The sequence below is a fragment of the Nonomuraea sp. NPDC051941 genome (genome assembly GCF_044593615.1).
Window position 1 is genome coordinate 27515 of sequence record NZ_JBIUCF010000041.1, and the last position, 24885, is coordinate 52399.

Below are 24885 nucleotides of genomic sequence, written 5' to 3' on the forward strand. Positions count from 1 at the left end.
CATCCGCGGATGTGACGAGTTAGCGTCCTCGAAACCCAGGATTAACGTTCACGTTAACGTTAATCCTGGGCCCGGAATTTCTATGGGAAGGACGCCTGCGAGCGTGGAGACCACCCATGTTCCGGCCGAGGACCTACGCCGCGCGCTGATCGCGGCCGATCCGAAGCTGTCCAAGTTCAATCCCCTCCCCCGCATACTCGCCTTCGACGAGTTCACCACCGGAACGCACGGTTGGTGCGAGCTCATCGGCAACCACGACGGCCACGGAAATCTCGACACGGTGGACGTGCACATGCGCGACTTCCGGCCGCCGCAGCTCAGCTCGTGCGATTTCTTCGACATCGGCACGCACGCCGCGATGAGCGGCAATTACGCGCTCAAGGTCGCCACCCGCCCGGTGGCCGGCCACACGGCGGTCGCGATCCGCCGCCTCACCATGGCCAGGCGCGGCGTGGTGCAGTTCGAGACGTACTTCACCTACAAGAGCGAGGCGGCCACGGCCGAGTCCTCGCTCGGCAACAGCTTCGGCGACATCGAATGGGACGGGAACCTGCACCCGTCCGAAGCCCAGTTCGGGGCGTTCACCGTGGCCACGGACCTGTGCGACGGCGAGGGCATCCGCTATCACTGCGTCGCCCGCTACCAGAACACCGACCTGGACAACAGGTTCACCAGGCGCTGGGTCTACCCCGTGGTGCCCGAGCCCACCCCCAGGGAGAACCTGCACAACCAGGAGAACCTGTCCCCGGTCGAGGACTTCACCGCCCCGAATCCGGAGGACTGGCGCCCGCTCGACGAGCAACCGCAGTACCTCTGCTACAACGAGGTGCCGACAAAGGTCAATTGGCACTACCTGCGCTGGCAGTTCGACACCAGGACCCGCACCAATATCGAGCTCCAGGTGAACGACCGGGTCATGGACATGCGGCATGTCCCGGTCCCGCAGTATCCCGACAAATATGACGGCCTGGAGAACCTGCTCAATTTCTACGTGAGCGTGCGCACCCATTCTCCGGTACGCAACTTCCTCTTCCTCGATTCCGCACTCATTTCCGTGGATTGGTGAACACCGGCATGAGGCATGCTCTTACCGCCGTTCTGGAGCGCAACACCACCTTCACCAAGGATTTCGTCACCGAGCCGTACGAGGCCGGATGGGCGGCCGAGGCGCGCTGGTTCGTGCGGACGCTGGAGCTGGAGGGCCAGGAACTGCGCCTGACCGCCCAGATCTCCCCCGACGGCCTGCACTGGTGCGACGACGACGAGACCACCGAGCAGATCGTGAAGGAGCCGGGCCTGGTGTCCCTGCGGGTGCGCGAGTTCGGCCACTGGCTGCGGCTGCGGGCCACGCTGGCGGGCGGCGACCCGCGGGCCAAGGTGCTGATCTACCTGGCCCTGAAAAGCTGAGAAAGGTACGACCATGGCAACAAGCAGGCGCCAGTTCCTGACCCTCCTGGGAGCCGCCGGCGCCGCAGTCGCGGGGTGCGCCCCTGGCGGCCCGGCGACGGGATCGGCCTCGGGAGGCAACCGGCCGTTCAACGCGGCGTTCTACCAGGCGATCAACGATCTGGACCCGCACGGGGCGAGCGCCGTCGACGAGGCCTCGCTCCTCGCCAACCGGCAGATCTACGACACGCTCGTCGCCAGGGACGGCGACCGGCTCGTGCCGCGCCTGGCCACCTCGTGGAAGCAGCCCGACGACACGACGTGGGAGTTCACCCTTCGCGAGGACGTCGTCTTCCACGACGGCACCAAGCTGACCTCGGCGGACGTCAAGGCGTCGCTGGAGCGGCTGGCCGCGTCCGACGGGCCGCAGAAGCCCCTGTGGTCCGCCGTGGACGCCGTCGAAGCCCCCGACGCGGGCACCATCAGGATCACCACCAAGGACCCGCTGGGCACGATGCTGGTGAACCTGACGCTCGCCTTCATCGTCCCGGCCGCCCGGATCGGCAAGGCCGACCTGTCGCGCAGTCCGATCGGCAGCGGGCCGTTCGCCGTCGAGTCGTTCACGCCGTCGTCCCAGCTCCTGCTCAAGCCCGTGCCCGGCTACTGGGGCGGCGCGGCCAAGCTGCCCGGCCTGCGCCTGCCGTACATCCCCGAGGCCTCCACGCGCATCACCTCCCTGCAGAACGGCGAGGTGGACGTCACCTGGATCATCCCTCCCGACGAGCTCAAGCGGCTGGGCGGCGTGAACGGGGTGAAGATCGACAGCAAGCCGGGGGTGAACTACTTCCTCGCCTGGTTCAACTGCGGCAGGAAACCCTTCTCCGACCCGCGGGTGCGCCGCGCGCTCCATCACGCGCTCGACATCAAGAGCATCGTCTCCAGCCTGTACGGCGACGCCGCCGCCGTCATGGACGCCCCCATCCCGTCGGCCGTCTTCGGCCACGCGCCCCAGCAGCCGTACGACTACGACCCCGATCTGGCCAAGCGCGAGCTGGCCGAGGCCGGCCACGGCTCCGGCATCCGCACCTCGATGATGTGGTTCAAGGACACCGGCCCGCTGGCCACCGAGCTGGCGCAGTCGATCATCTCGGCCTGGGCCAAGGTCGGCGTCGTCGTCGAGCCGCAGCAGATCGAGAAGGCCGCCTGGCTCAAGCGCCTGACCGCGCTCGACTGGGACATCGAGCTCCAGGTCAACACCGTGACCACGGGAGACGCCGACTACACGCTCGGCAGGCTCTACACCAGCGAGGCCAACCGCATGGGCTACCGGAACAAGGAGCTCGACGGCATCCTCGCCAAGGCACGCTCCACGTCCGGCCAGGACGAGCGCAAGTCGTTGTACGCCCAGGCGTGCGAGATCATCTGGCGTGACGCGGTCGGCGTCTTCCCGGCGGCGCTGTCCAGCACGTACGGGCTGCGCTCCTCGGTGGCGGGATTCGTCCCGGCGGCCAACAGCCAGCCCGAGTTCCGCACGGTGTCGACCGCCGGATGATCCCTACGGAACGAGAGTGACATGCGCGAGGCACGCCGTACCACTCTGAAGGACATCGCCGAGAGCCTCGGCGTCTCGGTGAACACCGTCTCCCGCGCGCTGTCCGACAAGGACAGCGTCGGCGTGGAGACGAGGACCCGGGTCAAGGCCGAGGCCGAGCGGCTCGGCTACGTGCCGAACGTGACCGCCCGATCCCTGGTGCTGGGCTCGGCGAGCACGCTCGGCATGGTCATCACCAATCCGTCCAACCCGTTCTACGCCCAGCTCATCAGCGGCATGGAGCAGCGCTGCCGGGAGCACGGCTACTCCCTGCTGCTGATGGCGACGGAGGAGAGCCTGGACAACGAGCGGCGCGCGGCGGAGGAGCTGCTGCGGCGCGGCGTGGACGGCGTGCTCGTGGTGACCGTGCAGGAGGGGGCCGAGCACTGGCGGCGGTTCAGGGCGGCCGGGGTGCCTCTCGTCCTGATCAACCGCGACGTACCCGAGCTGAACACCGACCTGGTGGGCGTCGACCACGTCCAGGGCGGCTACGAGGCCGCCAGGCACGCCGTCGCCCAGGGCGCCAGGAAGATCTATTTCCTGGAGGAGGACCTGCACGTCTCGTCCGTCGCCGACCGCGTCGAGGGCTACCGGCGGGCCATGGCCGACAGCGGCCTGCCCATCGAGCCGGACACCCTGATCAAGGTGCCGACCCGGCGACTGGAGCAGAGCGCGATGCCGTGGGACCCGAGCGAGGCCTACCGGCTGGGCAGAGAGGTCGTGCGGACCGCTCAACGGCCGATGGCGTTCGTCGCCGGCAACGACTACTTCGCGCTCGGCGTCTACCGGGTGGCGAACGAGGAGGGCCTGCGCATCCCCGACGACATCCTGGTCGTCGGCTACGGCGGCCACCCGTTCGCGCCGTACGTGATCCCCTCGCTGACCACCGTCGAGCTGCCCGCCGCCGACATCGCCGTGTCCGCGGTCGACCACATGCTCCGGCGGCTGGGGCGGCCGGCGGCAGGGAGGCCTCCCGAGCAGATCCTGTTCCCGCCGCGGCTGGTCATCCGGGCGTCGAGCGGTGGGGGCGCCACATGACCGCCTTCCTCGGACGGCGCCTCGCCCAGGCGCTGCTGCAGGTCTGGGGCGCCATCACCATCGTCTTCATCGCGCTGCGCGTGCTGCCGGGCGACCCGGCCGAGCTGATCCTCGGCAGCCAGGCCACGCCGGAGGCGCTGGAGGCGCTGCGCGACCGGCTCGGGCTGCGCGACCCCCTGCCCATCCAGTACGCGCACCACCTCCAGGACATCGTCACCCTCGACTTCGGCCAGTCCTGGCGGCAGGGCGTCAGCGCTCTGGACGCCTGCCTGGAACGGCTGGGGCCGACCCTGTCGCTGTCCGTCTGGGCCATGGTGATCACCATCGTGCTGGGCTTCGCCGCCGGCTCCTTCGCCGCCCGCCGCGCGAACACCTGGGCCGACCACCTCGTCTCGGTGTCCTCGCTGGTCGGCCAGGCGCTGCCGCCGTTCTGGATCGGCATCATGCTGTCGCTGATCTTCGCCCGGTGGCTGCAGATCCTGCCGAGCACCGCCGACGGGACCCTGGTCAGCCTGCTGCTGCCGGCGCTCACGCTGGCGCTGCCGTTCGTCGGCTGGCTGGGCCGGCTCGTACGGACCGGGATCCTCGAGGAGATGAACCAGGACTACGTCCGGACGGCCCACGCCAAAGGGCTGAGCCACCGGGTCGTCTTCTACATCCACGTGCTGCGCAACACCCTGGTCCCGGTGGTGACCATGCTCGGCCTGCTCATGGGCTACTTCATCGCCAACGGCGTGATCGTCGAGGTGATCTTCGCCTGGCCCGGGATCGGCTCGCTGCTGATCGACTCGATCACCTTCCGCGACTACGCCGTGGTCGAGGCCGTCCTCACCGTGATCACGGTCTGCTACATCGTGCTCAACCTGCTGGTCGACGTGCTCTACGTGTACCTCGACCCCAGGATCCAGTTGGAGAACGCCTGATGTCAGTGAAAGCCCCGAGCCGACCGGCCGCGTTGCCGCTGCGGGCTCGCCTGGCGCTCGGGACCGTGCTGGTGTTCGCGACGGCCGGCGTGCTCGGGCCGCTGCTGGCGCCGTTCGACGCCGCCCGCACCAGTCCCGTCGACCGCCTGCTGCCGCCGGGGACCCGGTTGTCCGACGGCGCCGTGGCCTGGCTCGGCACCGATCAGGTCGGCCAGGACATCCTTGCCGAGGTGCTGGCCGGGATGCGCACGTCGTTGACGGTGGCCCTGGTGACCGTGCTGGTCGGCGGGACGGCCGGGCTGGTGCTCGGGCTGTTCGCCGGCTACTTCGGCGGCTGGGCCGACGGGATCATCTCCAGGGTCGGCGACATCCAGCTGGCCTTCCCCAGCCTGCTCCTGGCGATCCTGCTGGCAGGAGTGCTCGGCCCGAGCATGGTGAACGTGATCATCGCGCTGGCGGTCACCCGGTGGGTGATCTTCGCCAGGGTGGTGCGCGGCTCGGCGCTCGCCGTGCGCGACCGGGAGTTCGTCGACTCGGCCCGGGTGATGGGCGCCTCGCACGGGCGCATCCTCGTGCACTACATCCTGCCGTCGTGCCTGCCGCCGCTGCTCGTCGCGGCGACCGTGCAGGTCGGCCTGACCATGGTCGCCGAGGCGTCGCTGAGCTTCCTCGGCCTCGGCGTCCCGGCCTCCCAGGCGTCCTGGGGCGCCACGATCGCCGAGGGCCGCGACTACCTGGCGTCGGCCTGGTGGATCGCCGCCGCGCCCGGAGCCGCGCTGGCCCTCGTGGTGGTGAGCATCGGAGTCCTCGGCGACCTGTTGCGCGACGCCTCCGACCCGATGACGGAGCTGTGACGATGGCCAATCTGCTGGAGGTCCGGGAGCTGGCGGTGGAGTTCGACACCCCGGAGGGGCCGCTGCGTGCCGTACGCGGGGTGTCCTTCGAGGTGGACGAGGCCGAGACGCTCGCGATCGTCGGCGAGTCCGGCAGCGGCAAGAGCGTCACCGCGCAGACGCTGATGGGCCTGGTGCCGCTGAACGCGCGGATCGCGGGCGGTCGCGTGGCCATCGAGGGCCGCGACGTCGTCGGCCTGTCCGACCGCGAATGGCGGGAACTGCGCGGCGAACGCATCGCGATGATCTTCCAGGATCCGCTCAGCGCCCTGAACCCGTCGCTGACCGTCGGCTACCAGATCGCGGAGATGTTCCGCAGGCACCGCGGCACCCGCAGGGCCGAGGCCAGGCGGCGGGCGGCGGAGCTGATGACGCAGGTGGGCATCCCGGACGCCGAACGGCGCCTGGACGACCACCCGCACCGCTTCTCCGGCGGCATGCGGCAGCGCGTGATGATCGCGATGGCGCTGGCGCTCGATCCCCTGCTGCTCATCGCCGACGAGCCGACGACCGCCCTCGACGTCACCGTCCAGGCGCAGATCCTGCGGCTGCTGCGGCAGCGCCAGCAGGCCCAGCGGCTCGGCATGATCCTCATCAGCCACGACCTCGGCGTGGTGGCGCGTGCCGCCGACCGCGTGGCCGTCATGTACGCCGGCCGCGTCGTCGAGACGGGCACCGTGGCCGAGGTGTACGAGCGGCCCGCGCACCCGTACACGCTGGGCCTGATGCGGGCGGTGCCCGATCCCCGCGACATCGGCGCCCCGCTGGAGGCCATCGAGGGTCAGCCGCCCGACCTCGCCGCGCCGCCCGCGGGCTGTTCCTTCCATCCGCGCTGTCCGTTCGCCAGGGACGTCTGCCGCACCGACGACCCCTTGCCGCGTGAGCTCGGTACCCGCAGGGCCAGCGCCTGCCACCTCGCCGAGGAGGTGGCGGCGCATGGCTGAGCCGTTGCTCGAGCTCACCGATCTGGTCACCACCTACCGCCTGCGGGCCGGGATCGGCCGGCCCGGCGGCGAGGTACGCGCCGTGGCCGGCGTCAGCCTGACCGTCCACGCGGGAGAGACCGTCGGCCTGGTCGGCGAGTCCGGCTGCGGCAAGTCCACGGTCGCGCGGACCATCGTCGGCCTGGTGCGCCCGTCCAGCGGCAAGGTCCTGTTCGAGGGCCGCGACCTGGCCGCCCTGCCCGCCAGGGAGCTGCGCAGGCTGCGCCGGGAGATCCAGCTCGTCTTCCAGGACCCGTACGCCGCGCTGAACCCCCGCATGAAAGTCGCCGACCTCATCAAGGAGGCCTGGCGGATCCATCCGGGGCTGGTGCCGCGCGAGCGGTGGGACGCGGAGGTCGGCGCCCTGCTCGACCGCGTCGGCCTGCGCCCGGAGCACGCCGGACGCTACCCCCACCAGTTCTCCGGCGGGCAGCGGCAGCGCATCAGCATCGCCCGCGCGCTCGCCGTCCGCCCCCGCCTGATCGTCTGCGACGAGGCGGTCTCCGCGCTCGACGTCTCGGTACGGGCCCAGATCCTCAACCTGCTCGGGGAGCTCCAGCGGGACCTGGGTGTGGCGTACCTGTTCATCTCCCACGATCTGGGCGTCGTCCGTCACCTGTGTGACCGGGTGGCGGTGATGTACCTGGGCAAGGTCGTCGAGACCGGCTCCAAGGAGGACGTCTACCGGAGCGCGGCCCACCCGTACACGCAGGCGCTGCTGTCGGCGGCGCCGAGCGTGGACGACTGGAGGGGCGGCGAACGCGGCGAGATCGTCCTGTCAGGAGATGTTCCCTCACCGTTGGACCCGCCTTCAGGCTGCCCTTTCCGAACACGCTGCTGGAAGGTCCAGGATCGGTGCCGCGACGAGGAGCCGGCGCTCATCGGCCGGGACACGGGTCATCCGGTCGCGTGCCATTTCCCCGACGCACCGGCGACACCCGCGGCCGGTGGTGGCCGCGTCTTGAAGGAGTGATCCATGCTTGGCAAGTCCCTGTCAGTGCCGGCCGCCGTCGTGGCCGCTGCCGCCGTTATTGCCGCGGCCACGTTGACGGGCGCCGCCCCGGCCTCGGCCGCGGCCTCCGCCTGCGCTGACGCCCCCGTTCCCGCGCACGTCACGACGACCGCCGTGTTCAACGACCCCGCGGGCGGGGACCCGGCCGCCCTCGTGCGTACGCTCTGCGGCCTCGTCCGGCAGACCCCCGCCGGAGCCCGCATCCAGGTCGCCCACTTCGTCATGTCGGGCGCCGCGGGCACCGAGTTCGCCGACGAGCTGATCAAGGCGCACCAGCGGGACGTGGACGTCCAGGTCATCCTGGACGGGGACACGCGCGGCGCGGCCGTGGCCGGCAAGCTCTCCGCCGCGCTGGGCACCGACACGGCGGCCGGTTCGTGGACGCACGTCTGCAGCGGGCCGCTCTCCGGCGGCACCGCCGCGTGCATCGGCAACAAGGGGCAGCACAACAAGTTCTACCTGTTCTCCCGCACGGGCGACGCCTCCGACGTGGTGGTCCAGTCGTCGGCCAACCTGACCGACCTCAACTCCTCCACGTACTGGAACAACGCGGTCGTCCTGCCCGGGAACCGGCGCCTGTACGACGCCTACTCCGGCTACTTCGGCGACCTGGCCGCCGAGCGCAAGAACCTCGACTACTACCGCGTCGTCCAGACCGGCGGCCCCGGCGGGTCGGTGCGGGCCTCCTTCTTCCCCAAGGCGGACGGCGACCCCATCGTGGACGAGCTCGGCAAGGTGTCCTGCCGGGGCGGCACCACGATCCGGGCCGGCATGTCCGAGTGGGACACCTTCCGGATCGCCATCCCCGCCAAGCTCCGCGACCTGGCCGCCCGCGGCTGCACGGTCCAGATCGTGTACGGCATCATGAGCGACGAGGTCAAGCAGCTCCTGCTGGCCGAGCCGCGCGTCGAGCTGCGCACCCTGGGCGACGGCGGCGCGCTGCCCGGCCGCGTGCACTCCAAGTACCTGCTGATCGAGGGCTCGTACGACGGCGACCGCGACGCCCGCTGGGTGATCACGGGCAGCCACAACTACATCGAGACGTCGCTGCGCCGCAACGACGAGACGCTGCTGAGGCTCAACAACAAGGCGATCTACCGGCAGTACGTCGCCAACTTCGAGCGCATGCGCGCCGTCGCGCCCCTGGCCGGTTGATCCTGGACGCCGGCCGGCGATCCCCGATCGCTAGCCGGCGTCCTTGTGGTCGGCCAGGACCTCGTCGATGACCCGCCGCTGGACGGCGGCCTGCTCCTCGTCGGTGCCGAGCTTCTCGGCCAGCACGATCAGCGCCTTCCACAGTGCCCAGCCCCGGGCCCGCGCCCACATGGCGCGATCCTGGCCGACGGCCCTGCGGAAGGCCTCCCGGCTGTCGCCCGAGAACATCGTCCAGGCGATCACCAGATCGCAGGCGGGATCGCCGACACCCGAGGTTCCGAAGTCGATGACGGCGGCCAGCTTTCCGTCCCTGACCAGCAGGTTGCCGCCGGCGACGTCGCCGTGGAACCACACCGGCGGCCCGGACCAGGTCGCCTCCAGGGCGGCGTCCCAGACGGCCGAGGCCAGGCCGGTGTCGAGCTGACCGTCCAGCGCGGCGAGAGCGCGACGGGTGTCCTCGTCGTAGTGCGCCGGCGGCGCACCCCTGTAGAAGCTGTGCGCACCGGCCGCAGGCCCGCCCGTGGCGTCGACGCGCCGCAGCGCGAGGAGGAATCCGGCCACCGACTCCGCGAACGCGCACGGGTCGTCGACGCGGTCGAGGGTGGCCGTCCGCCCGTCCAGCCACCTGCGGATCGACCAGCCGAACGGGTATCCCGCGCCCGGTACGCCCTTGGCCAGCGGCACGGGGACCGCGACCGGCAACGACGGCGCGAGGACCGGCAGCCATCGATGTTCCTTGTCGACCGCCGGCGCGTATCCGGCGGCGGTGGGAAGGCGTACCGTCATCTCCTCGCCGAGGCGATAGGTGCGGTTGTCCCAGCCATCGACCTCGACCGGCGTCACGGGCAGATCGCTCCACTGCGGGAACTGGTCCTCGATCAGCCGCTTGACCAACGAGGCGTCGATTCCGGCACGTCCGTCGGGGGGCACACTGTCGATCACCCCGAGAGTGTGGCGGCCGCGACCGCCGCCGTGCAAAGGGTTTTCAGGCCGGGCTCTCGTCCTCCCCGAAGCGGAGCGCGCCGCCGATCTGCGCGCCCAGCTCCAGCTGGTCGTAGTAGATGCGGTGGCTGACGATGAGATCGTCCTCCACGGTCGAGACGCTGCACGCGCGCACGAGGATGGGGCGGCCGGTCGCCGCGGCCACGCCCCCTCCGGGCATCAGGTAGGCGCCCTTGTGCGTGCCGCTCAGGGTGTACTCCGCCACCAGGGTGTCGCCCAGGATCGTGAGCGACTGAACGGTGCACCTCGAGTCCGGGAACGCCTCGATGAACGCGCCGTAATAGGAGGCGATCTCGTCCCTGTCCTGGCCCACGCCGTCCGGCGCGACGAGGACCGCACCGCGGCTGAAGGTGTCCGCGAGGCCGTCCAGGTCGTGGCGGTTGAAGGCCCTGCGCAGCCGGTCCAGCGGGCGTCGGGGATCAGACATCGACTCATTTTAATAGTCGAATGGGCAATTATTGGGCCAACCCTTAGTACAGAAGCCAATATCGGGCATAGGTCGTTTTCTAGAGATATATACGCCTGTCACAGGTTGCCGGGCTGTCCTGTCAGAGGGGGTGACCACCCTGGTGCCGGCATCGCCCGGCCACTACCATCTCGGCCAGTTCGGAAAACGAGGAGTGCCTGCCCGGTGAAAGTCGAGACCGCCTGATGCAGGCCTTCCTCCACGCGGTGGGGATCTCGGCCGGGTGCGCCCTGGCTCTCGCCCCGGCCCTGCTGCCCTCCGCGCGTCCCACCAGGAGGTGGCCGCACGTCGTCATGGCGCTCGGCATGGCGGCCGGGCACCTGGGCGGCTGGTTCCTGTCCGCCGCGGTGCTCGCGCTGCTGACCGCCGGCTGGCTCTGCGGCTCCCCCTCCCGCCGCGCCGAGACCGGTCATCACATCCAGGACTTCGTGGTCATGTCCATCCTCTTGGTGCTGACGGCGTTCGGCTCGCCCCCTCTCGCCGGCGCAACGGCCGGGCACCCGCACGGAGGCGGTTCGCCGGCCGTGCTGGCCCTGGTCATCGGGCTGGCCTGGACCTGCGCCCGGCTCCTCCGCGTCCTGCCCGAGCGGAGCGCGGACCGAAGGATGTTCGGTCAGGACGTCTGCTCGGCCGGAATGGCGGCCAGCATGGCCTTCATGGCCGCGCTGGCCCTCTGACGGGTCAGAGCGTTGTCACACATCGGGACGCTGTCTTGTCTGAGCTGGTGCACGGCCGGACCGAGCCGGCCGACGTCCCGTGAAAGGAACCTGATGAGCATCGACCAAGCTCACGCCCACCAGCTCGAGAACCCCGACCAGAGCGGGCCGCCGCCGAAGATCGAGATCGTCGCCACCGTGCCGGGGGTGCCGCGCGCGCCGGAGGGCTCCGAGGCGATGACGATCCTGGTCACGTTGCCGCCGAACAGCCCGGGCGCGCCGCCGCACCGGCACTCCGGCCCCGCGTACGGGTACGTGGTCAAGGGCGCCATCAACTTCGAGCTCGAAGGCGAACCCGTGCGGGTCGTCCGGGCCGGTGAGGCGTTCTGGGAGCCCGGTGGGGACGTGATCCACTACCAGGACGGCAACCACCTGGCCGACGAGGAGTCGGCGTTCGTGGTGACGATGTTCTGCGCGCCCGGGCAGCCGATGCTGGTCCCGGTCAGCCCGCAGGAGCTGGAAGCCCGAAAGGACCGTCGCGCGCCGCGGTCATGACCACGAGCCGGACCGCGCACTGAAGACGAAGAAGGCGGGAAGCGGGTTCGGTTCCCGCCTCTTCGAACAAATACGTGCGCTTGGGCTGATTTTCACCGTTTATATAGCTGTGATTGTCACTGTTTATATAGATTTGCGATCGCAAAACAACGGGGGAAATCATGGAGAAAACGCTTGACCAGGATCGGGTGAAGGAGTTCCTGGAACGCGTGACGATCGACAGCGGTGCCGCCCTCGCGGGCCTGTGCACGTCGATCGGCACCCGGCTCGGGCTCTACGAGGCGATGGCCGGAGCCGGGCCGCTGACCTCCGGGGAGCTCGCCGCCCGTGCCGGCCTCGACGAGCGGTACGTACGGGAGTGGCTGGCCTCCCAGGTGGCCGGCCAGTACGTGTACTACGAGCCCGGCACGGACACCTACGTGTTCCCCGACGAACACGCCGCCGTGCTCGCGGACCCGGCCTCTCCCGCGTACTCGGCCGGCGCGTTCGCCATGCTCCAGCCGCTCTACGCCACCGAGGACGCGCTGGTGGACGCCTACCGGACGGGCGGCGGCGTGGGCTGGGAGGAGCACGAGTCCGCCTTGTACGAGGGGGTGGCCAGGTTCTTCCTCCCCGGCTACGCGGCGTCCCTGGTGCAGGAGTGGTTGCCGGCCATGGACGGCGTCGTGGAGGGGCTGGAGCGGGGCATCTCCGTCGCCGACGTCGGCTGCGGCTTCGGCCACAGCACGCTGCTCATGGCGCACGCGTACCCTGCCTCCCGCTTCCACGGCTTCGACTTCCACGGCCCGTCCGTCGAGAGCGCGCGGCGGGCGGCGGCGGAGCAGGGGCTGGCCGATCGGGTGACCTTCGAGGTCGCGGGCGCGGGCGACTTCCCCGGCGGTGACTACGGCCTGATCACCTTCTTCGACTGCCTGCACGACCTCGGTGACCCCGGCGCCGCGTTCCGGCGGGCCGCGGCGACGCTGGCCGCCGACGGCGCCTGCCTGGTCGTCGAGCCGAACGCCGCCGCGGCGCCCCAGGACAACATCAACCCGCTCGGGCGCGCGTTCACCGCGACGTCCGCGACGTTGTGTCTGCCCGGGGCGCTGGCCCAGAAGGGACCGTACGCGCTGGGGAACCACGCCGGCGAGGACGCCCTGCGGCGCATCGCGCACGAGGCCGGCCTGCGTACCTGGAAGCTGGCCGCGGAGGGCCCCGCCAACCGCGTCTACGACGCCCGCCGCTGATTCCCGGCCGCGTCAGTCGTCCTCGTCGTCCTCGTCGTCCCAGTCGTCCTCCTCGTCGTCCCACAGGTCGCTGGGCGGCAGCGGGTGCTCGTCGTCGACGAGCGAGTCGTCCACGTAGCGCCGCCAGGCGCGGCTCCTCTCCTCCGGATCGGCCCACTGGTCCTCGGTGATCCTCGGGATGGGGATGGTGGCCCGCTGGTGGTCGACCATCCACGAGTTGCGGAAGAAGTCGAACGTGAGGTGGTAGCAGCCGTCGGACTCGGCGAAGATGATGGGCGGGACGAGGAACTGCGCAACGCCGACCTTGGCCGCGACGACCACGTAGTCCTCGGGGATGGATTCGTCGTTCCAGCAGGCGGCGAAGTTCACCGGCTGGAGGGCGCCCTTGCCGAGCACGTGGATGAGGTTGTCCTGGATGACGAACCGGTCCGGGTCGAGGGCCACGTCCTCGCCGAGCATGAGGATCGGCGCGGGCAGGATGTGCGCCTTGGCGAAGGACTGCGCGTCGGTGTAGAGATCGATGATCTCGTCGTGGCGCGTGGGGTCGTAGCGTCCGGAGGAGTGGAACGGGCAGCAGGTCTGGTTGTTGGGCCGCTCCGGCTCGGGGAAGAACGCCGACTTGTCCACCCGCGTCATGACGGACCCGCCGCGCCGGGCACTCAGGAACTCCGGGATCCAGGCGGCGTCGTCGGACTCGATCACCTCCGTCTCGCACAGCGCCCGGAACGCGGTGTCGCCGAGCTTGCAGTTGAAGTAGTCGAGCAGGGTGATCGCGGCACACTCCGCCAGAGCCAGCTCCTCGCTCTTGGCGAACCAGAAGTCGTAGCCGTTGGCCACGAAGTGCACCCCGCGGAACTCCTTGTGCACGAAGGTCTCGCGAGCCGGGCCGTCTCCCAGGCCGCTCCAGTGGGCGGCCGCCACCTGGTTGTAGTACGCGTCGGCGTGCCGGGCCAGCTCCGGCGCGAAGATGCTCTCACCGGTGAGGTAGCACGCCTTGCTGAACAGCTCGCCGATCTCCGGCGCCTCGGTGACCTCGTCGGCGGTGAAGATGAGCTCGGTACGCAGGAACACCTTGCGGCCGTCGCGGTAGGGGGCGCCCTCGTGCTCGTACCGCTGATCGAAGATCACACACGTGAAGTCGCCGATCTCGCTGAGCGCGGTGCCGCCGATCAGGTCCAGCGCCGGCGACCCCGTGCCGCCGGTGAGGTAGAGCAGCACCGTGTACCGGGAGATGTGCCGCCGCGCCGCGTCGAAGTACGGCGTGTCCCGGTGCCGGTGGAAGTTCGCGTCGCCGGGCTCGAACCGGTTGCACCTGAACACCGGGTTCACGTGCGAGAACCCCTCCGCCGTCGCCGGCGGCAACGCGTCGGCCACCGCCGCGCTCAACGCCTCGGCCAGCAGCGCCGAGTGGAAGATGAACCGTTCGCCGCCCCGGGACCCGGCGTTCAGCGGCGGCACGTACAGCTTCAGCTCGTCCAGCCGCTCCAGGCGGGCCCGGGCCTCGGCCGGCAGCCGCAGCGAGAACGAGAACACCCCGTCCGCGTGCTCCGCCCGCTCGGCCAGCTCCGCCTCCAGCGGCACGTCCTCGAACAGGCGGTCCAGCGGGACGATGTTCTCGAACGTGCGGAACGACAACTCGTGCGGATCCACGAACACCGCCGCCAGGTACGGCGCGTCCGCGCTCGGCCGGGCGAACAGCTCCCGCACCCGCTCGTCGATCCGCTCGGCGTCGATGAACCGCACCGCCTTGAACCGGGCCGACGGATGCCAGGAAATGTCCAGCCCGTCCACCGTCGCGGCCGGCTCGGCGTCGGTCGCGTCCACCTCCGCCCGATACCGGGCGGCCTCCTCGGCGGGCGCGTCCCCGGCCGACAGGACGAAGAAGCTATCCCGAAGTTCGATGCTCACATGGACCTCCACATGGTGCGCAGCCCGGACGGAAGGTTCGCGGCGTGCGCCAGTCTGCGCACGCCGTCCTTGCCCACATCGGAGCCGTACAGCCACAGCCGCGCGAGGGAGCCGGCGAACGGGGCCGCGATCAGGGCCTCCGCGCCCGCCTCGCCGATGTGGTTGTACCGCAGGTCGAGCTCGGTCAGCTCCGTGAACCGATGCAGGGACCGCACGCCCTCGGCGCTCACCCTGTTGCGCTGCAGGTGCAGGCGGCGCAGTCCGCCGAGGTACGGGGACGCCGCGAGGGCCGCGAGACCGGCGTCGCCGATCCGGCAGTACCGCAGCTCCAGTGCCCGCAACCGGTCCGTGCGGAGCAAGGTGGTGAGGAGTTCGGCGCCGTTGGGACCGAGGTCCAGATAGGAAAGGTCGAGCCCGGTGAGCCGGCCGAGATCCAGCCCGTCGAGTGCCGCCATGTCCAGGCGCCCGGAGCGAACCCCGCCTCCCGGGCCGTCGTCCTCGTCCTCGTCGTCCTCGTCATCCTCGTCATCGTCATCGTCCCAGAAGTCGTCCTCGTCGTCCCACTCCTCGTCCTCGTCGGACGCCTCGTGGGACGTGATCCTCAGGGTGGTGACGAACCGGCCGCGCAGCACCTGCTCCACGACCTCGCGGACGTCGTCCGACCACGGGACGGCGACCTCCGTGGCGAAGCCGTACCGGCGGGCCAGCACGTGCGCCGTCGCCGGCAACCCGTCGTCCCATCCGCCCTCGTGCTCCGCGACGAGGTCGGCGATCTCCCGCTCCATGGCCGGGCGGTCGGCGGGACGGGTGCGTGCCAGGCGCTGTTCGAGGCGGATCAGCGTGCCTCTGGCGTCGCCCTGCTCCAGCAGCCAGTCACTGTAGGCACCCCACGAGGCGAGGTCGTCGGGATGAGCCCGTAACGCGTCTTCGACGGCGGTCACTTGCATTCGTACGAATGTACGGAGATCGACAGATGTGTCAAGGCGCCGCACATCATCTGTAAACCGACCCCGAGTGACCGCGCGGGCAGGTATCGTGCTGCGCCGAGTACATGATCGCCGACGTGTCCCAGGCGGCACGGTGTCGTTTGCGGCGCTCTCGGGCGGAGCCAGGGGGCCCGCCTCAGTTGGAGGTCTCCACCGTGAATTCACCGGGTCCCGAGCCGGACGACGACGGCGCCATCGAGAGGCGGGCGTGGGAGTCCGCCGCCCGCGCCTGTTACCGGGAGATCGGGGTCCCGTTCCCGGAACGGGTCGTGTGGGTGTCCTCGCCGCTCGTCGGCGCGTTCGCCGCACCGATCGCGGCCTGCCTGAGCACCGGCCACCGCAACAACCGCGTCCTGGAGTCCGTCTACCGCGCGGTGGACGACACCGCCGGTGAGAGCGTCGGCCACGCCGTGCGCGCCGCGGTCCGGGTCGCGGCCGAGGGGGCGGCGAGCGATCCGGTGCACGGCGCGGCGGCCACCGCCCTGCACGCCGAGATCGCCGCGACGATGGACGCCGCGCTGGCCTCGGCGGTGCGGGACGTGCCCGCCCGCGAGGAGAGCCGGAATGTGCCCGCCGGCGTGTTGAACCTGGTCGCCGAAGCGTCGAACGCGGCCGTGCGGGCGGCGGTGGACGCGGCGGTGGGCGGCTCGCGGCAGGACACGATCCGCGGCGAGGTACGGCGGCTGTGGCGGGCCCACCTGGCGTTCCAGCGGTCCGGCACCTGGCTCCCCCTGGTCGACCGCTTCAGGCAGGACGCGCTCCCAGGGCACGACCCCGGCCAGGACACGATCTCACCGCACGACTCCGGCCAGGACACGGCCCCACCGCGCGACCTCGGACAGGACCCGGTCGCGCCGCTGGACGAGGACGGGCCGTGGCAGGGCGCCGCGGAGCAGGACCCGGCGCGGTCCGCGCCCGCCGGCTGGTGGTGGTGGCCCTTCCTCGACTTCGTCATGCTCTGCCCGCGCCCGGCCGAGCTGCACCTCGAGCAGGTCGGCGAGGGTGCCAGGGCCGTGCACCGGCCGCACCGCGCCGACGGCCCCACCGCCGGCTGGTCCGACGGGTTCGGGGTCTACTTCTGGCACGGCACCCACGTCCCCCGAGCCGTCATCGACGACACCCTCACCACCGACGAGATCCTCCGCGAGACCAACGCCGAGATCCGCCGCTGCGCCATCGAACGCCGCGGCTGGGACCGTTTCATCATCGAGGCCGGCCTGGAGCAGATCGGACCCGCCGTACCCGACCCCGGCAATCCCGGCCAGACCCTCACCCTGCACGACGTCCCCGAGGACATCTTCACCACGCACGTGCGGGTCCTGCTGTGCACCAACGGCACCGTCGAACGGGACGGCACCCGCCGCCGCTTCGGCCTCACCGTCCCCGCCGACTGCAGCGACCCCATCCAGGCCGCCGCCTGGACCTACGGCCTCACCCCGGCACAGTACGCCGGCGCGCAACGACGATCCTGACCCCGCCCACCGGCAAAGGAGCCCGAGAGAAGATGCTTACCATCGAGCAGGCCATGGCCACCTTCGGCGTCACCGTCGACGAGCACCTCGACCGGCAGGCCGAGATCCCCATCCTGTCCGGCCTGCAGTTCCAGGGCGATGTCGCCGTCGTACCGGCCAAGCGGGACCCGGCCCGCACCCCAGTCCCCGAGGCCGGCGTCCCGATCGTCCGCGGCCAGGGCGGGGCCAACACCCACCTCCTGCTCTCCACCGGCAAGGCGTTCTTCACGCCGGAGCGCTTCGGCGGCGGCATGGTGCTCGGCGTCCTGACCGTGGCCGACGATGCGACCGCCTACCTCGCGCACCCCGAACACGCCTTCACCGGCATCGCACCGGGCACCTACGAGCTGCGGCGCCAGCGCGAGCAGGCCGACCAGACCCGCCTCGTCGCCGACTGAAGGCCATCCGCCGTCGGGCCGGGAAGGGCGGATGCCGGACATCCGCCCTTCTGTCTTCTCTCAGGGCACCAGAGCGGCCATCAGCCCGTACTCGATGGCTGTCGCGGCGTTGGCGGGCCCGGCGACGGTGCCGGCGAGCAGCGCCAGCGCCGAGACGGCCAGGACGAGCAGGAGGGAGATTCGTCGCGCCATGAGGGACCTCCAGTCAGGTTTCTGCCGCGCATTCGAGAACAAGACGTGCGCGGATCACGGCGAGCGGCACCTGTGACGATGACGTTACCTCGCGAACCCCGACGTACGGCGCGTCAGGAGCCGGGAGGCCACCTACCGGATCTCGTAGATGGCGGTGGTCCCGCTCACCTCGTTGCCCACGATCAGCAGCGGCCGGCGGGTCGGACTGTCCCCGGCGGACACGAAGAAGACACCCTCCGGGCCGACGTCGCCGGCGGTCCCGTCCTCGACGGATCCGGCGAAGTCGCGCGTGTTGAGATAGTCGACGAGGGCCGGGCGCCGGGGGTCGGTCACGTCGTAGGCGACCACCCCGCCGACCCGCTCGAGCCCGACGAACGCGTACGTCCTCCCCCGCACCTGACCCACCGCGACACCCTCGGGCTCCGGGCCCTTGTTGTCGCTGCGGCTGTCGAAGGAGTCGTTCTCCTCGTTGTCGGCGTTGAACTTCTTGGGCAGCTCCCGGGCGATCAGCTGCTCGAGCTCGTCCCCCGAGTCCCAGACCAGCGCGCCCGTGGCCGAGCGTACGGAGATCGAGCGCGCGCCGAAGGCGTTCAGCTGCCGGTAGGCGCCCGAGGCGTCCTTCGGCGAGTCCGCGGCCACGGTAAGGCGGCCGAGCTCCGCGTCCTTCTTCAGCGCGGCGGCGTTCGGGAACGCCTCGGCCGACAGCGTCAGGTCCTTCACGCGCACCTCGTCCGTGTGGCAGTCCCAGTCACGGCCGTCTCCCTCGTTGGCGGTGACGAGGTACGTCTCCCCCTTCGAGCGGAAGTGCGCGACCGAGTCGGGCATGTACATCCCCTTGACGCCGGCCCGGGGACGGATGTCGATCTTCCCGTCCTTGTCGGAGGCGTCCAGGCCCACCGTGCCGAAGTCCTTCAGGCCGAGCGGCACGATCCGCTGGACCTTGGCGCGGCCGAGATCGACGATCGCCACCGCGTTGTTCTCCTGCAACGTCACCCACGCCGTGTCACCGGCCACGGTGATGTACTCCGGCTCCAGGTCCTGGGCCACCGTCGCGCCCGGACCGGAGATGCGCACGCCCGCGGCCCGGAGCGCGTCGGTCCGGTCGTTGAACGCCCGGAAGTCGGCGGTGCGTACGGTGCCGCTCCTCACGTCGATGACGCTCACCGACCCCTCGGGGTCGTCGACGGCGCCCGCGCAGTACGATTCCGGCTCGCCTTCGTTGGCGGCGACCAGCCGGCGGCCGTCCTCGCTGAAGGTCACCATGTCGGGAAGCGCCCCCACGGGGAACGCCTTGAGCTTCTTGCCGGAACCGGCCTGGAAGAGCGTCACCTTCCCCTGGCCGGTCTTCTTCGCCGCCTGCTGCGCGACGGCCACCAGGCCTTTGCTCACCGCGACGCTGTTCGCTCCGGGAGCGGGCAGGGAGGTGACCCGCTTCGGGTTGCGCGGGTCGCGGATGTCGAGGACGTCCACCGTTCCCGCCTGCGCGTTCACCACGAAGGCGCGCTTGGTGGCGGGGTCGTAGGAGGTGATCTCCGAGGCCCCGGTGCCGACCGACCCGGTCGAGAACCGGCCGAGGAACGCCAGGCTGACGCCCTTGGTCCCGTTGTCCTGCGAACTCGTCGCCTGGGCGGGAACGGCCAGCATGGCGAGCGAGAGAGCGGCGCCGGCGGCGGCCGCGGTCATCCGGAAGGCATGTGAGCGGTGCATTCGCCGATCGTGACGACAGCCGATGACCGTTTGAGCGCCACAGGATGTCTTTGCGGTGAATTGCACCTGGGAAGAGCCTCATCCACGCAGCTCAGGCGGCACGGAGGCGCGACGCCCGGTCCGGCCCGAGCGATGGCAGTGCGCCGCCAGGGCCGGTCCGTGGCCGCGGTCAGATGCCGGGGGCGGCGGGCTCAGGTGGCGGCTTGGCGGATGAGGTCGGCGACCGTGACGTGCTGCGAGACGTACACGGCGTGGCTGCCGATGGCCTCCATGAGGGCGATCGCCTCGGTGAGCGCGGTGACGGTGCGGTGCCGGGGTCCCCTGCTGCGACCCCGCTCCATGTCCGACAGCGTCCGGACGCTGACCCCCGACGCCTCGGCGAGCTGCTCCAGGGTCAGTCGTGCCGCATGCCGATGACGGCGCAGCGCTTGATTGCTTGCGGAGGTTTGGCCGGTACCTGATGCAAGGCACAGCGTGGGGCGGGAAGGTTCCGGTGCGGCGGGCGGCGCACCGAGCAGCCACAGCGACCTTGCCCGCGCGGAGTTCATGAAAGGCATCGTCATGGCACAGGCCAGCCTCTACCAGCAGATCCTCGACCCCGCCAACCGGGCGAACCCGTACCCGCTGTACGCCGAGCTGCGCAAGACCCCGGTGACGCGGGAGGCCGACGGCACGTACGTGGTCAGCACGTACGAGGAGATCGTCGCCTTGCTGCACGATCCGCGGGTCAGCTCCGACCCCCGCAGCCGCCCCGGCGTGGCCGAGGCCACCGCCTCTCCCGAGGACAGCCTGCTCCTGCCTTTCATCAACCGCGACCCGCCCGAGCACGACCGGCTGCGGGAACTGGCGATGCGCCCGTTCGGGCCGCCTCAATCGCCCGGGCGCGTCGACGCCCTCCGCCCCTGGCTCGCCGGGGTCACCGACGGCCTGATCGACGGCTTCGCCGGGAAGAACCGCATCGACGCCGTCGCGGAGTTCGCCTACCCGCTGCCCGTGGCCGCGATCTGCCACCTGCTCGGGGTGCCACGCGAGGACGAGTCGCGCTTCCGCCAGTGGGCCGACGCCACCGTGGAAGCCTTCGACCCGACCACCGGAACGTTCGAGGAGCGCCAGCGCAGGAGAAGCGAGATCACCCGCGAACTGGGCGAATATCTCAACACGCTCGCCGAGGCCCGCGTCCGCCAACCGGGCGACGACCTGATCTCCGGCCTGCTCACCGACACCGGCCCGCACGGGCCGATGGCGCGTACCGACCTGCTCAACACCGGCGCACTGCTGCTGGTCGCCGGCCACGAGACCACCGTCAACCTCATCGCCAACGGCCTGCTCACCCTGCTGCGCCACCCCGACGTGCTCGATCGGCTGCGCCACGAACCCGACCTGAGCATCCCGCTGGTCGAGGAGCTTCTGCGCTACGAACCACCGGTGCACATGCTGACCGGCCGCAGCACCCTGGCCGACATCGACCTCGCAGGCACCACCATCCCGCGAGGCTCACCCCTCGCGCTCGTCCTCGCCGCCGGCAGCCGCGACCCCCACCGCTTCCCCGACCCGGACCGCTTCGACCCCGGCCGCGCCGACAACGCGCATCTCGGCTTCGGCAACGGCATCCACTACTGCTTCGGCGCGCCGCTGGCCCGGAGCGAGACGCAGGTGGCGCTCTCCGCGCTGGCCCGCCGGCTGGTCAATCCCCGGCTGGTCACGGACCCGCCGCCGTACCGGCCCAACCCGGCGCTGCGCGGCCCCCGCCAGCTCATGATCGAGTTTGACGCTATCGCACCTTGAGGGGCCGGTCAGCGCGCATCCTGGGAGGGAAAACCTACCTCGCGTCCTCCAGCAGCAGCGCGAGCTTCTTCTCGCAGGGTGCGTGTCCGATCTGCCGGCACAGCCGCAAAGCCTCGTCGGCCCGGTGCTCCGCCGCCTCGCGGTCGCCGCGTCGCCGTTCCAGCTTGGCCAGCTCCGTCAGCGCGGCCAGCTCCGGCAGCCGGTACGTGCTCTCGGCCGCCACGGCGTGTCCCCGCAGCGCGTGGCGGACGGCGCCCTCCTGGTCGCCCACGGCTTCGAGCAGCCGGGCGCGGGCGAGCAGCGCGTAGGCCAGATGCCAGTTCAGGCCGCCCGCGCCGATGAGGCCGTCGGCCAGGTCCAGGCTGTCCGCGGCCTCTGCCGTCAGGCCGAGGCGGACCCCGGCGTCGGCCAGCGCGACCAGCGCCGCCGCCTCCACCAGCCGGTCGCCCTGGCCGCGGCACACGTCGAGCGCCGCCAGCGCCTCGTCCCGCGACTGCGCCCACCGGCCGTTCTCCCAGTGCAGCCGGCTGATCCAGATCTGCGTCGTGGCCGCGCCGTGGCCGCCTATCGAGGTGATCAGGGCGACCGACTGCCGCAGGCAGGTCTCCGCCTCGCCGTACCGGCCCTGGTCGAGGAGCACGGCGCCCAGCTGCCGCAGATCGGCCCCCTCGGCGTAGGGCAGATCGTGGCGCCGGCTCAGCGCGAGCGCCTGCCTGCAGTAGTCCTCGGCCAGGTCCAGCCAGCCCAGGTGGTGGTACTGGTAGCCGAGCGCGTGAAGTGCCCGGACGTGGCCGGGCACCGAGCCGAGCTCGCCGAAGAGCTGCGCGGCCCGTACGTTGTCGGCCATCGCCTCGACGAGGTCGCCCGTCCACGCCCGCGCGAAGCTCAGCCCCATCCTGGCCGCCGCCTCGCCCTCCCGATCGCCGCTCTCGCGGGCGATGCGGACGGCCTGCTCCAGATGACCGACGGCCTCCTCACGGCGGCCGACGCGGAAGAGGCCGTCGCCCATGCCGGTGTGCAGCATGGCGGTCACGGCCGGGACGTCGTGCGCGGAGGCGGCCTCCAGCAGGGTCGGCGCGATCTCCATCCACTCACCGATGCGTCCGGTACGGGCACAGATGGCGCGGACCATGTCGGCCAGGCGCCAGACGGCCGGGCCGGGATCCCGCTCGATCGCGCGCCTCAGCGCGGCCAGCAGATTGATGACGTCGGCCGCCTCGGGGGACGGCAGCTCACAGGCGTCCGGGCCCGGCGGCGGGCCGGAGAGCAGGGACTCGCCGGGCGCGCACCGGGCGGCGATGGCCGCGCCCAGTTCCAGGTAGTGCTCGAACAGGCGCTGCCAGGCCGGCTCGCGCTCGGGATCGCGCCCGGCTTCCGCCACCGCGTACAGGCGGACCAGGTCGTGGAAGCGGTAGCGGTCGGTGATGTGGTGTTCGAGCAGGTGGGCCGCGGCCAGGGCCTTGAGCGAGGCGCGGGCCGCGTCCCGCGGGAGGCCGGTGACCGCCGCCGCGGCCGCCACGGTGACATCGGGGCCGGGCACGAGCCCGAGGAGGCGGAAGACCCGCTGCTCGGCGGGGGCGAGCACGCGGTAGGAGGCGGAGAAGGCGACGGTGACGGCGTTGTCCTTGGCGCCGTCCACGGTGAGCCCCGCCAGCGGGTTGCCGACGGCCAGCTCCGCCGCGACCGCCGCGGTGCCGTCCTCGGGCCGGGCGGCGGCGTTCGCGGCGGCGATGCGCAGCGCGAGCGGCAGGCCGCCGCACGCGCGTACCAGCTCGCCGCGCGCGTCCGACTCGGCCGGGCCGCCCGCCGGCCCGAGCACGCCGTCCAGCAGCGCCCGGCCGTCCGCCTCGGACAACGGGCCGAGCGAGTGCTGCCTGGCACCCGCGAACGCCACCAGCTCGCCCAGGCGGTGCCTGCTGGTCACGAGCGCCACGCCGTTCGGGGGCAGGAGCTGCTCGATCTGGGCCGCCGCGCGGGCGTTGTCCAGGAGCAGCAGGAACGAGTGCCCCGACAGCAGCGAGCGGTAGAGGCCGAGCTGGGTCTCGAATCCGCCCCGCACCCGTTCGGGATCGACGCCGAGCGAGACCAGCAGCCGGGTCAGCGCCGCCGTCGTGGTCAGCGGCTCGTGGTCCGGATCGTAGCCGCGCAGGTCGATGTAGAGCTGCCCGTCGGGGAAGCGGTCCTTGGCCTGGTGCGCCCAGCGCAACGCGAGGGCCGTCTTGCCCATGCCGGCCGTGCCGCTCAGCACGCACACGCCGTCGCCGCCGGCCAGGCACTCGTTCAGCCACGCCAGCTCCGCGTCGCGGGCGGCGAACTCGGGCACGTCCCTGGGTAACTCGGCCGGCCGCGCGACGAGGGGTTCTCGTCGCGGCGGAGGAGGCGCCGACTGCGTGCCCTCCCCCGGTAAGTCCGGTTCGTCGTCCCGCAGGAGCCGCTGGTGCAGCTCGCGCAGGGGGCGGCCGGGCTCGATGCCCAGTTCGTCGACCAGCCGCCGTCTCGCCTCCCGGTACACGGCCAGCGCCTCGCCGCGGCGCTCGCACCGGTGCAGGGCCAGCATGAGCTGTCCCAGCAGCCGCTCGCGCAGCGGGTGCTCGGCCACCGTCGTGTGCAGCTCGCCGACGATCTCGGCGTGCCGCCCGGCCGCCAGCTCGGAGTCGTACAGCTCCTCCAGGGCGCAGATCCGCCTGTCCTCGAGGCCCGGACGTTCCTGGTGGATCAGCTGGGTGCCGGCCCCTGCCAGCGCGGGCCCGCGCCACAGCCCCGCCGCGGCGCGCAACCGGGCCGCGGCGTCGGTGTGGCGCCCCTCCTCCGCGTCGGCGCGCGCGGCGGCTCTGTACTGCTCGAACAGCTGCAGGTCGAGCTCGTCCGCGTCGGCGTGGATGCGGTAGCCGGCGCCGACGCGGCCGATGCGCTCCTTGCCGACCAGCGCTCGCAGCTCGTGAACGTAGACCTGCAGGCGCGAGACCGCCGTACGCGGAGACCGCTCGCCCCAGATCAGGTCGACGAGCCGGTCGTCCGACACCGTGCGGTTCGCGTGGAGCAGCAGGGCGGCCAGCACGGTCCGCTGTTTCGGTGAGCCCAGCGCGATCGGCCCGTCAGGCCCGTCGACCGACACCGGCCCGAGCAGCGCGAAGCGCACCTCCGATTCCATGTGCCCCCTTCACGTCCCGATTCCCCCGCCGTGATGCCGGCGAGTGATGATCGTACGACGGGGGTACGGGAGTGATGGCAAGATCCCGCCCAATCACCAAGATCAGGCGGGATCCCGTCGGCCGGGGGGTTACTTCAGGACCCAGAGTGCCCAGAACGGGCTGTCCCAGTCGCAGTCCCAGTATTCGTGGTCCCCGGAGTACTTCCAGCCCGCCGCCTCACACTTCGCCAGGGTCCGGTGGACGCTCTTGATGTGACCGGCCTGAACCTCCGCGTTCGCGGGAACGCCGGCGCCGGCTGTCGCGGCCATCGCCAGGGCGGCCGCCGGGACCAGCGCTCTCATGATCTTGCTTCGCATGGAG

The 24885-nt window shown here is 71.3% G+C and carries 24 protein-coding genes; 15 read left to right on the forward strand and 9 right to left on the reverse strand.

Going from position 1 to position 24885, the window contains the following annotated elements; genetic code table 11:
* The first annotated feature begins 103 nt into the window (after positions 1 to 103).
* Genes ACIHFD_RS47860 through ACIHFD_RS47900 form a run of 9 tightly spaced genes read left to right on the forward strand, consistent with a single transcriptional unit; the run spans position 104 to position 8981 of the window.
* The gene (locus tag ACIHFD_RS47860; protein ID WP_397372565.1) at positions 104 to 1066 is read left to right on the forward strand and encodes a DUF6772 family protein; all 963 of its coding nucleotides are present in this window, start codon (positions 104 to 106) and stop codon (positions 1064 to 1066) included.
* 8 nt (positions 1067 to 1074) lie between these two features.
* The gene (locus ACIHFD_RS47865) at positions 1075 to 1407 is read left to right on the forward strand and encodes a hypothetical protein (RefSeq protein ID WP_350734139.1); all 333 of its coding nucleotides are present in this window, start codon (positions 1075 to 1077) and stop codon (positions 1405 to 1407) included.
* Between the two features lie 13 nt (positions 1408 to 1420).
* Positions 1421 to 2938 (forward strand): ABC transporter substrate-binding protein, encoded by a 1518-nt coding sequence (locus ACIHFD_RS47870; protein WP_397372566.1) that lies wholly within the window; start codon positions 1421 to 1423, stop codon positions 2936 to 2938.
* Positions 2939 to 2959: 21 nt separating this feature from the next.
* Positions 2960 to 4015, forward strand: a complete 1056-nt coding sequence (locus ACIHFD_RS47875) for a LacI family DNA-binding transcriptional regulator (RefSeq protein ID WP_397372567.1) — start codon at positions 2960 to 2962, stop codon at positions 4013 to 4015.
* On the forward strand, positions 4012 to 4938 hold the full coding sequence (locus tag ACIHFD_RS47880) for an ABC transporter permease (RefSeq protein ID WP_350734133.1): 927 nt from the start codon (positions 4012 to 4014) through the stop codon (positions 4936 to 4938). The genes ACIHFD_RS47875 and ACIHFD_RS47880 overlap by 4 nt, the downstream gene beginning before the upstream one ends.
* Complete coding sequence (locus ACIHFD_RS47885) at positions 4938 to 5792, forward strand: ABC transporter permease (protein ID WP_397372568.1); 855 nt, start codon at positions 4938 to 4940, stop codon at positions 5790 to 5792. The genes ACIHFD_RS47880 and ACIHFD_RS47885 overlap by 1 nt, the downstream gene beginning before the upstream one ends.
* Positions 5793 to 5794: 2 nt before the next feature.
* Positions 5795 to 6775, forward strand: coding sequence for an ABC transporter ATP-binding protein (locus ACIHFD_RS47890; protein WP_397372569.1), 981 nt, complete (start codon positions 5795 to 5797; stop codon positions 6773 to 6775).
* Positions 6768 to 7787, forward strand: a complete 1020-nt coding sequence (locus ACIHFD_RS47895; RefSeq protein WP_397372570.1) for an ABC transporter ATP-binding protein — start codon at positions 6768 to 6770, stop codon at positions 7785 to 7787. Before ACIHFD_RS47890 ends, ACIHFD_RS47895 begins: the two co-directional genes overlap by 8 nt.
* A gap of 3 nt (positions 7788 to 7790) precedes the next feature.
* Complete coding sequence (locus tag ACIHFD_RS47900) at positions 7791 to 8981, forward strand: phosphatidylserine/phosphatidylglycerophosphate/cardiolipin synthase family protein (RefSeq protein ID WP_397372571.1); 1191 nt, start codon at positions 7791 to 7793, stop codon at positions 8979 to 8981.
* A gap of 30 nt (positions 8982 to 9011) precedes the next feature.
* On the opposite strand, the gene ACIHFD_RS47905 is transcribed toward ACIHFD_RS47900, so the two are convergent.
* Together ACIHFD_RS47905 and ACIHFD_RS47910 are read right to left on the reverse strand one after the other, a co-directional pair.
* A complete protein-coding gene (locus ACIHFD_RS47905; RefSeq protein ID WP_397372573.1) occupies positions 9012 to 9923 on the reverse strand; it encodes an aminoglycoside phosphotransferase family protein in 912 nt (303 codons plus the stop codon).
* A gap of 43 nt (positions 9924 to 9966) precedes the next feature.
* Positions 9967 to 10410: an ester cyclase gene (locus ACIHFD_RS47910; protein ID WP_397372574.1), complete on the reverse strand. Its 444-nt coding sequence runs from the start codon at positions 10408 to 10410 to the stop codon at positions 9967 to 9969.
* 224 nt (positions 10411 to 10634) lie between these two features.
* Between ACIHFD_RS47910 and ACIHFD_RS47915 the strand changes: the two genes are divergently transcribed.
* The 3 genes from ACIHFD_RS47915 (at position 10635) to ACIHFD_RS47925 (ending at position 12886) form a co-directional block, all read left to right on the forward strand.
* Entirely contained in the window at positions 10635 to 11126 is a 492-nt protein-coding gene (locus ACIHFD_RS47915; RefSeq protein WP_397372575.1) for a hypothetical protein, read from the forward strand.
* A 93-nt stretch (positions 11127 to 11219) separates the two neighbouring features.
* Positions 11220 to 11660 carry a cupin domain-containing protein gene (locus ACIHFD_RS47920; protein WP_397372576.1) on the forward strand — a complete coding sequence of 147 codons (441 nt, stop codon included), beginning with the start codon at positions 11220 to 11222 and terminating at the stop codon, positions 11658 to 11660.
* Between the two features lie 161 nt (positions 11661 to 11821).
* Positions 11822 to 12886 carry a class I SAM-dependent methyltransferase gene (locus ACIHFD_RS47925; RefSeq protein WP_397372577.1) on the forward strand — a complete coding sequence of 355 codons (1065 nt, stop codon included), beginning with the start codon at positions 11822 to 11824 and terminating at the stop codon, positions 12884 to 12886.
* Positions 12887 to 12898: 12 nt separating this feature from the next.
* On the opposite strand, the gene ACIHFD_RS47930 is transcribed toward ACIHFD_RS47925, so the two are convergent.
* Together ACIHFD_RS47930 and ACIHFD_RS47935 are read right to left on the reverse strand one after the other, a co-directional pair.
* Positions 12899 to 14794: a hypothetical protein gene (locus tag ACIHFD_RS47930; RefSeq protein ID WP_397372578.1), complete on the reverse strand. Its 1896-nt coding sequence runs from the start codon at positions 14792 to 14794 to the stop codon at positions 12899 to 12901.
* The gene (locus ACIHFD_RS47935; protein WP_397372579.1) at positions 14791 to 15741 is read right to left on the reverse strand and encodes a TIGR02996 domain-containing protein; all 951 of its coding nucleotides are present in this window, start codon (positions 15739 to 15741) and stop codon (positions 14791 to 14793) included. The genes ACIHFD_RS47930 and ACIHFD_RS47935 overlap by 4 nt, the downstream gene beginning before the upstream one ends.
* A 194-nt stretch (positions 15742 to 15935) precedes the next feature.
* On the opposite strand from ACIHFD_RS47935, the gene ACIHFD_RS47940 reads away from it, so the two are divergent.
* Both ACIHFD_RS47940 and ACIHFD_RS47945 read left to right on the forward strand, forming a co-directional pair.
* Entirely contained in the window at positions 15936 to 17252 is a 1317-nt protein-coding gene (locus ACIHFD_RS47940; protein ID WP_397372580.1) for a DUF6745 domain-containing protein, read from the forward strand.
* Between the two features lie 32 nt (positions 17253 to 17284).
* Positions 17285 to 17689, forward strand: a complete 405-nt coding sequence (locus tag ACIHFD_RS47945; RefSeq protein WP_350734113.1) for a hypothetical protein — start codon at positions 17285 to 17287, stop codon at positions 17687 to 17689.
* A gap of 60 nt (positions 17690 to 17749) precedes the next feature.
* Here the strand turns inward: ACIHFD_RS47945 and ACIHFD_RS47950 are convergent, their stop codons facing one another.
* From ACIHFD_RS47950 to ACIHFD_RS47960, 3 genes are all read right to left on the reverse strand, one after another.
* A complete protein-coding gene (locus tag ACIHFD_RS47950) occupies positions 17750 to 17881 on the reverse strand; it encodes a hypothetical protein (RefSeq protein WP_350734111.1) in 132 nt (43 codons plus the stop codon).
* Between the two features lie 132 nt (positions 17882 to 18013).
* Complete coding sequence (locus ACIHFD_RS47955) at positions 18014 to 19588, reverse strand: choice-of-anchor I family protein (RefSeq protein WP_397372581.1); 1575 nt, start codon at positions 19586 to 19588, stop codon at positions 18014 to 18016.
* A 191-nt stretch (positions 19589 to 19779) separates the two neighbouring features.
* A complete protein-coding gene (locus ACIHFD_RS47960) occupies positions 19780 to 20151 on the reverse strand; it encodes a helix-turn-helix domain-containing protein (protein WP_397372582.1) in 372 nt (123 codons plus the stop codon).
* Here ACIHFD_RS47960 and ACIHFD_RS47965 point away from each other — a divergent pair.
* Positions 20135 to 21373, forward strand: coding sequence for a cytochrome P450 (locus ACIHFD_RS47965; RefSeq protein ID WP_397372583.1), 1239 nt, complete (start codon positions 20135 to 20137; stop codon positions 21371 to 21373). The genes ACIHFD_RS47960 and ACIHFD_RS47965 overlap by 17 nt on opposite strands.
* A 34-nt stretch (positions 21374 to 21407) precedes the next feature.
* On the opposite strand, the gene ACIHFD_RS47970 is transcribed toward ACIHFD_RS47965, so the two are convergent.
* Together ACIHFD_RS47970 and ACIHFD_RS47975 are read right to left on the reverse strand one after the other, a co-directional pair.
* Entirely contained in the window at positions 21408 to 24524 is a 3117-nt protein-coding gene (locus ACIHFD_RS47970; RefSeq protein ID WP_397372584.1) for an AfsR/SARP family transcriptional regulator, read from the reverse strand.
* Positions 24525 to 24653: 129 nt separating this feature from the next.
* A complete protein-coding gene (locus ACIHFD_RS47975; RefSeq protein WP_397372585.1) occupies positions 24654 to 24881 on the reverse strand; it encodes a hypothetical protein in 228 nt (75 codons plus the stop codon).
* Positions 24882 to 24885 lie beyond the last annotated feature (4 nt).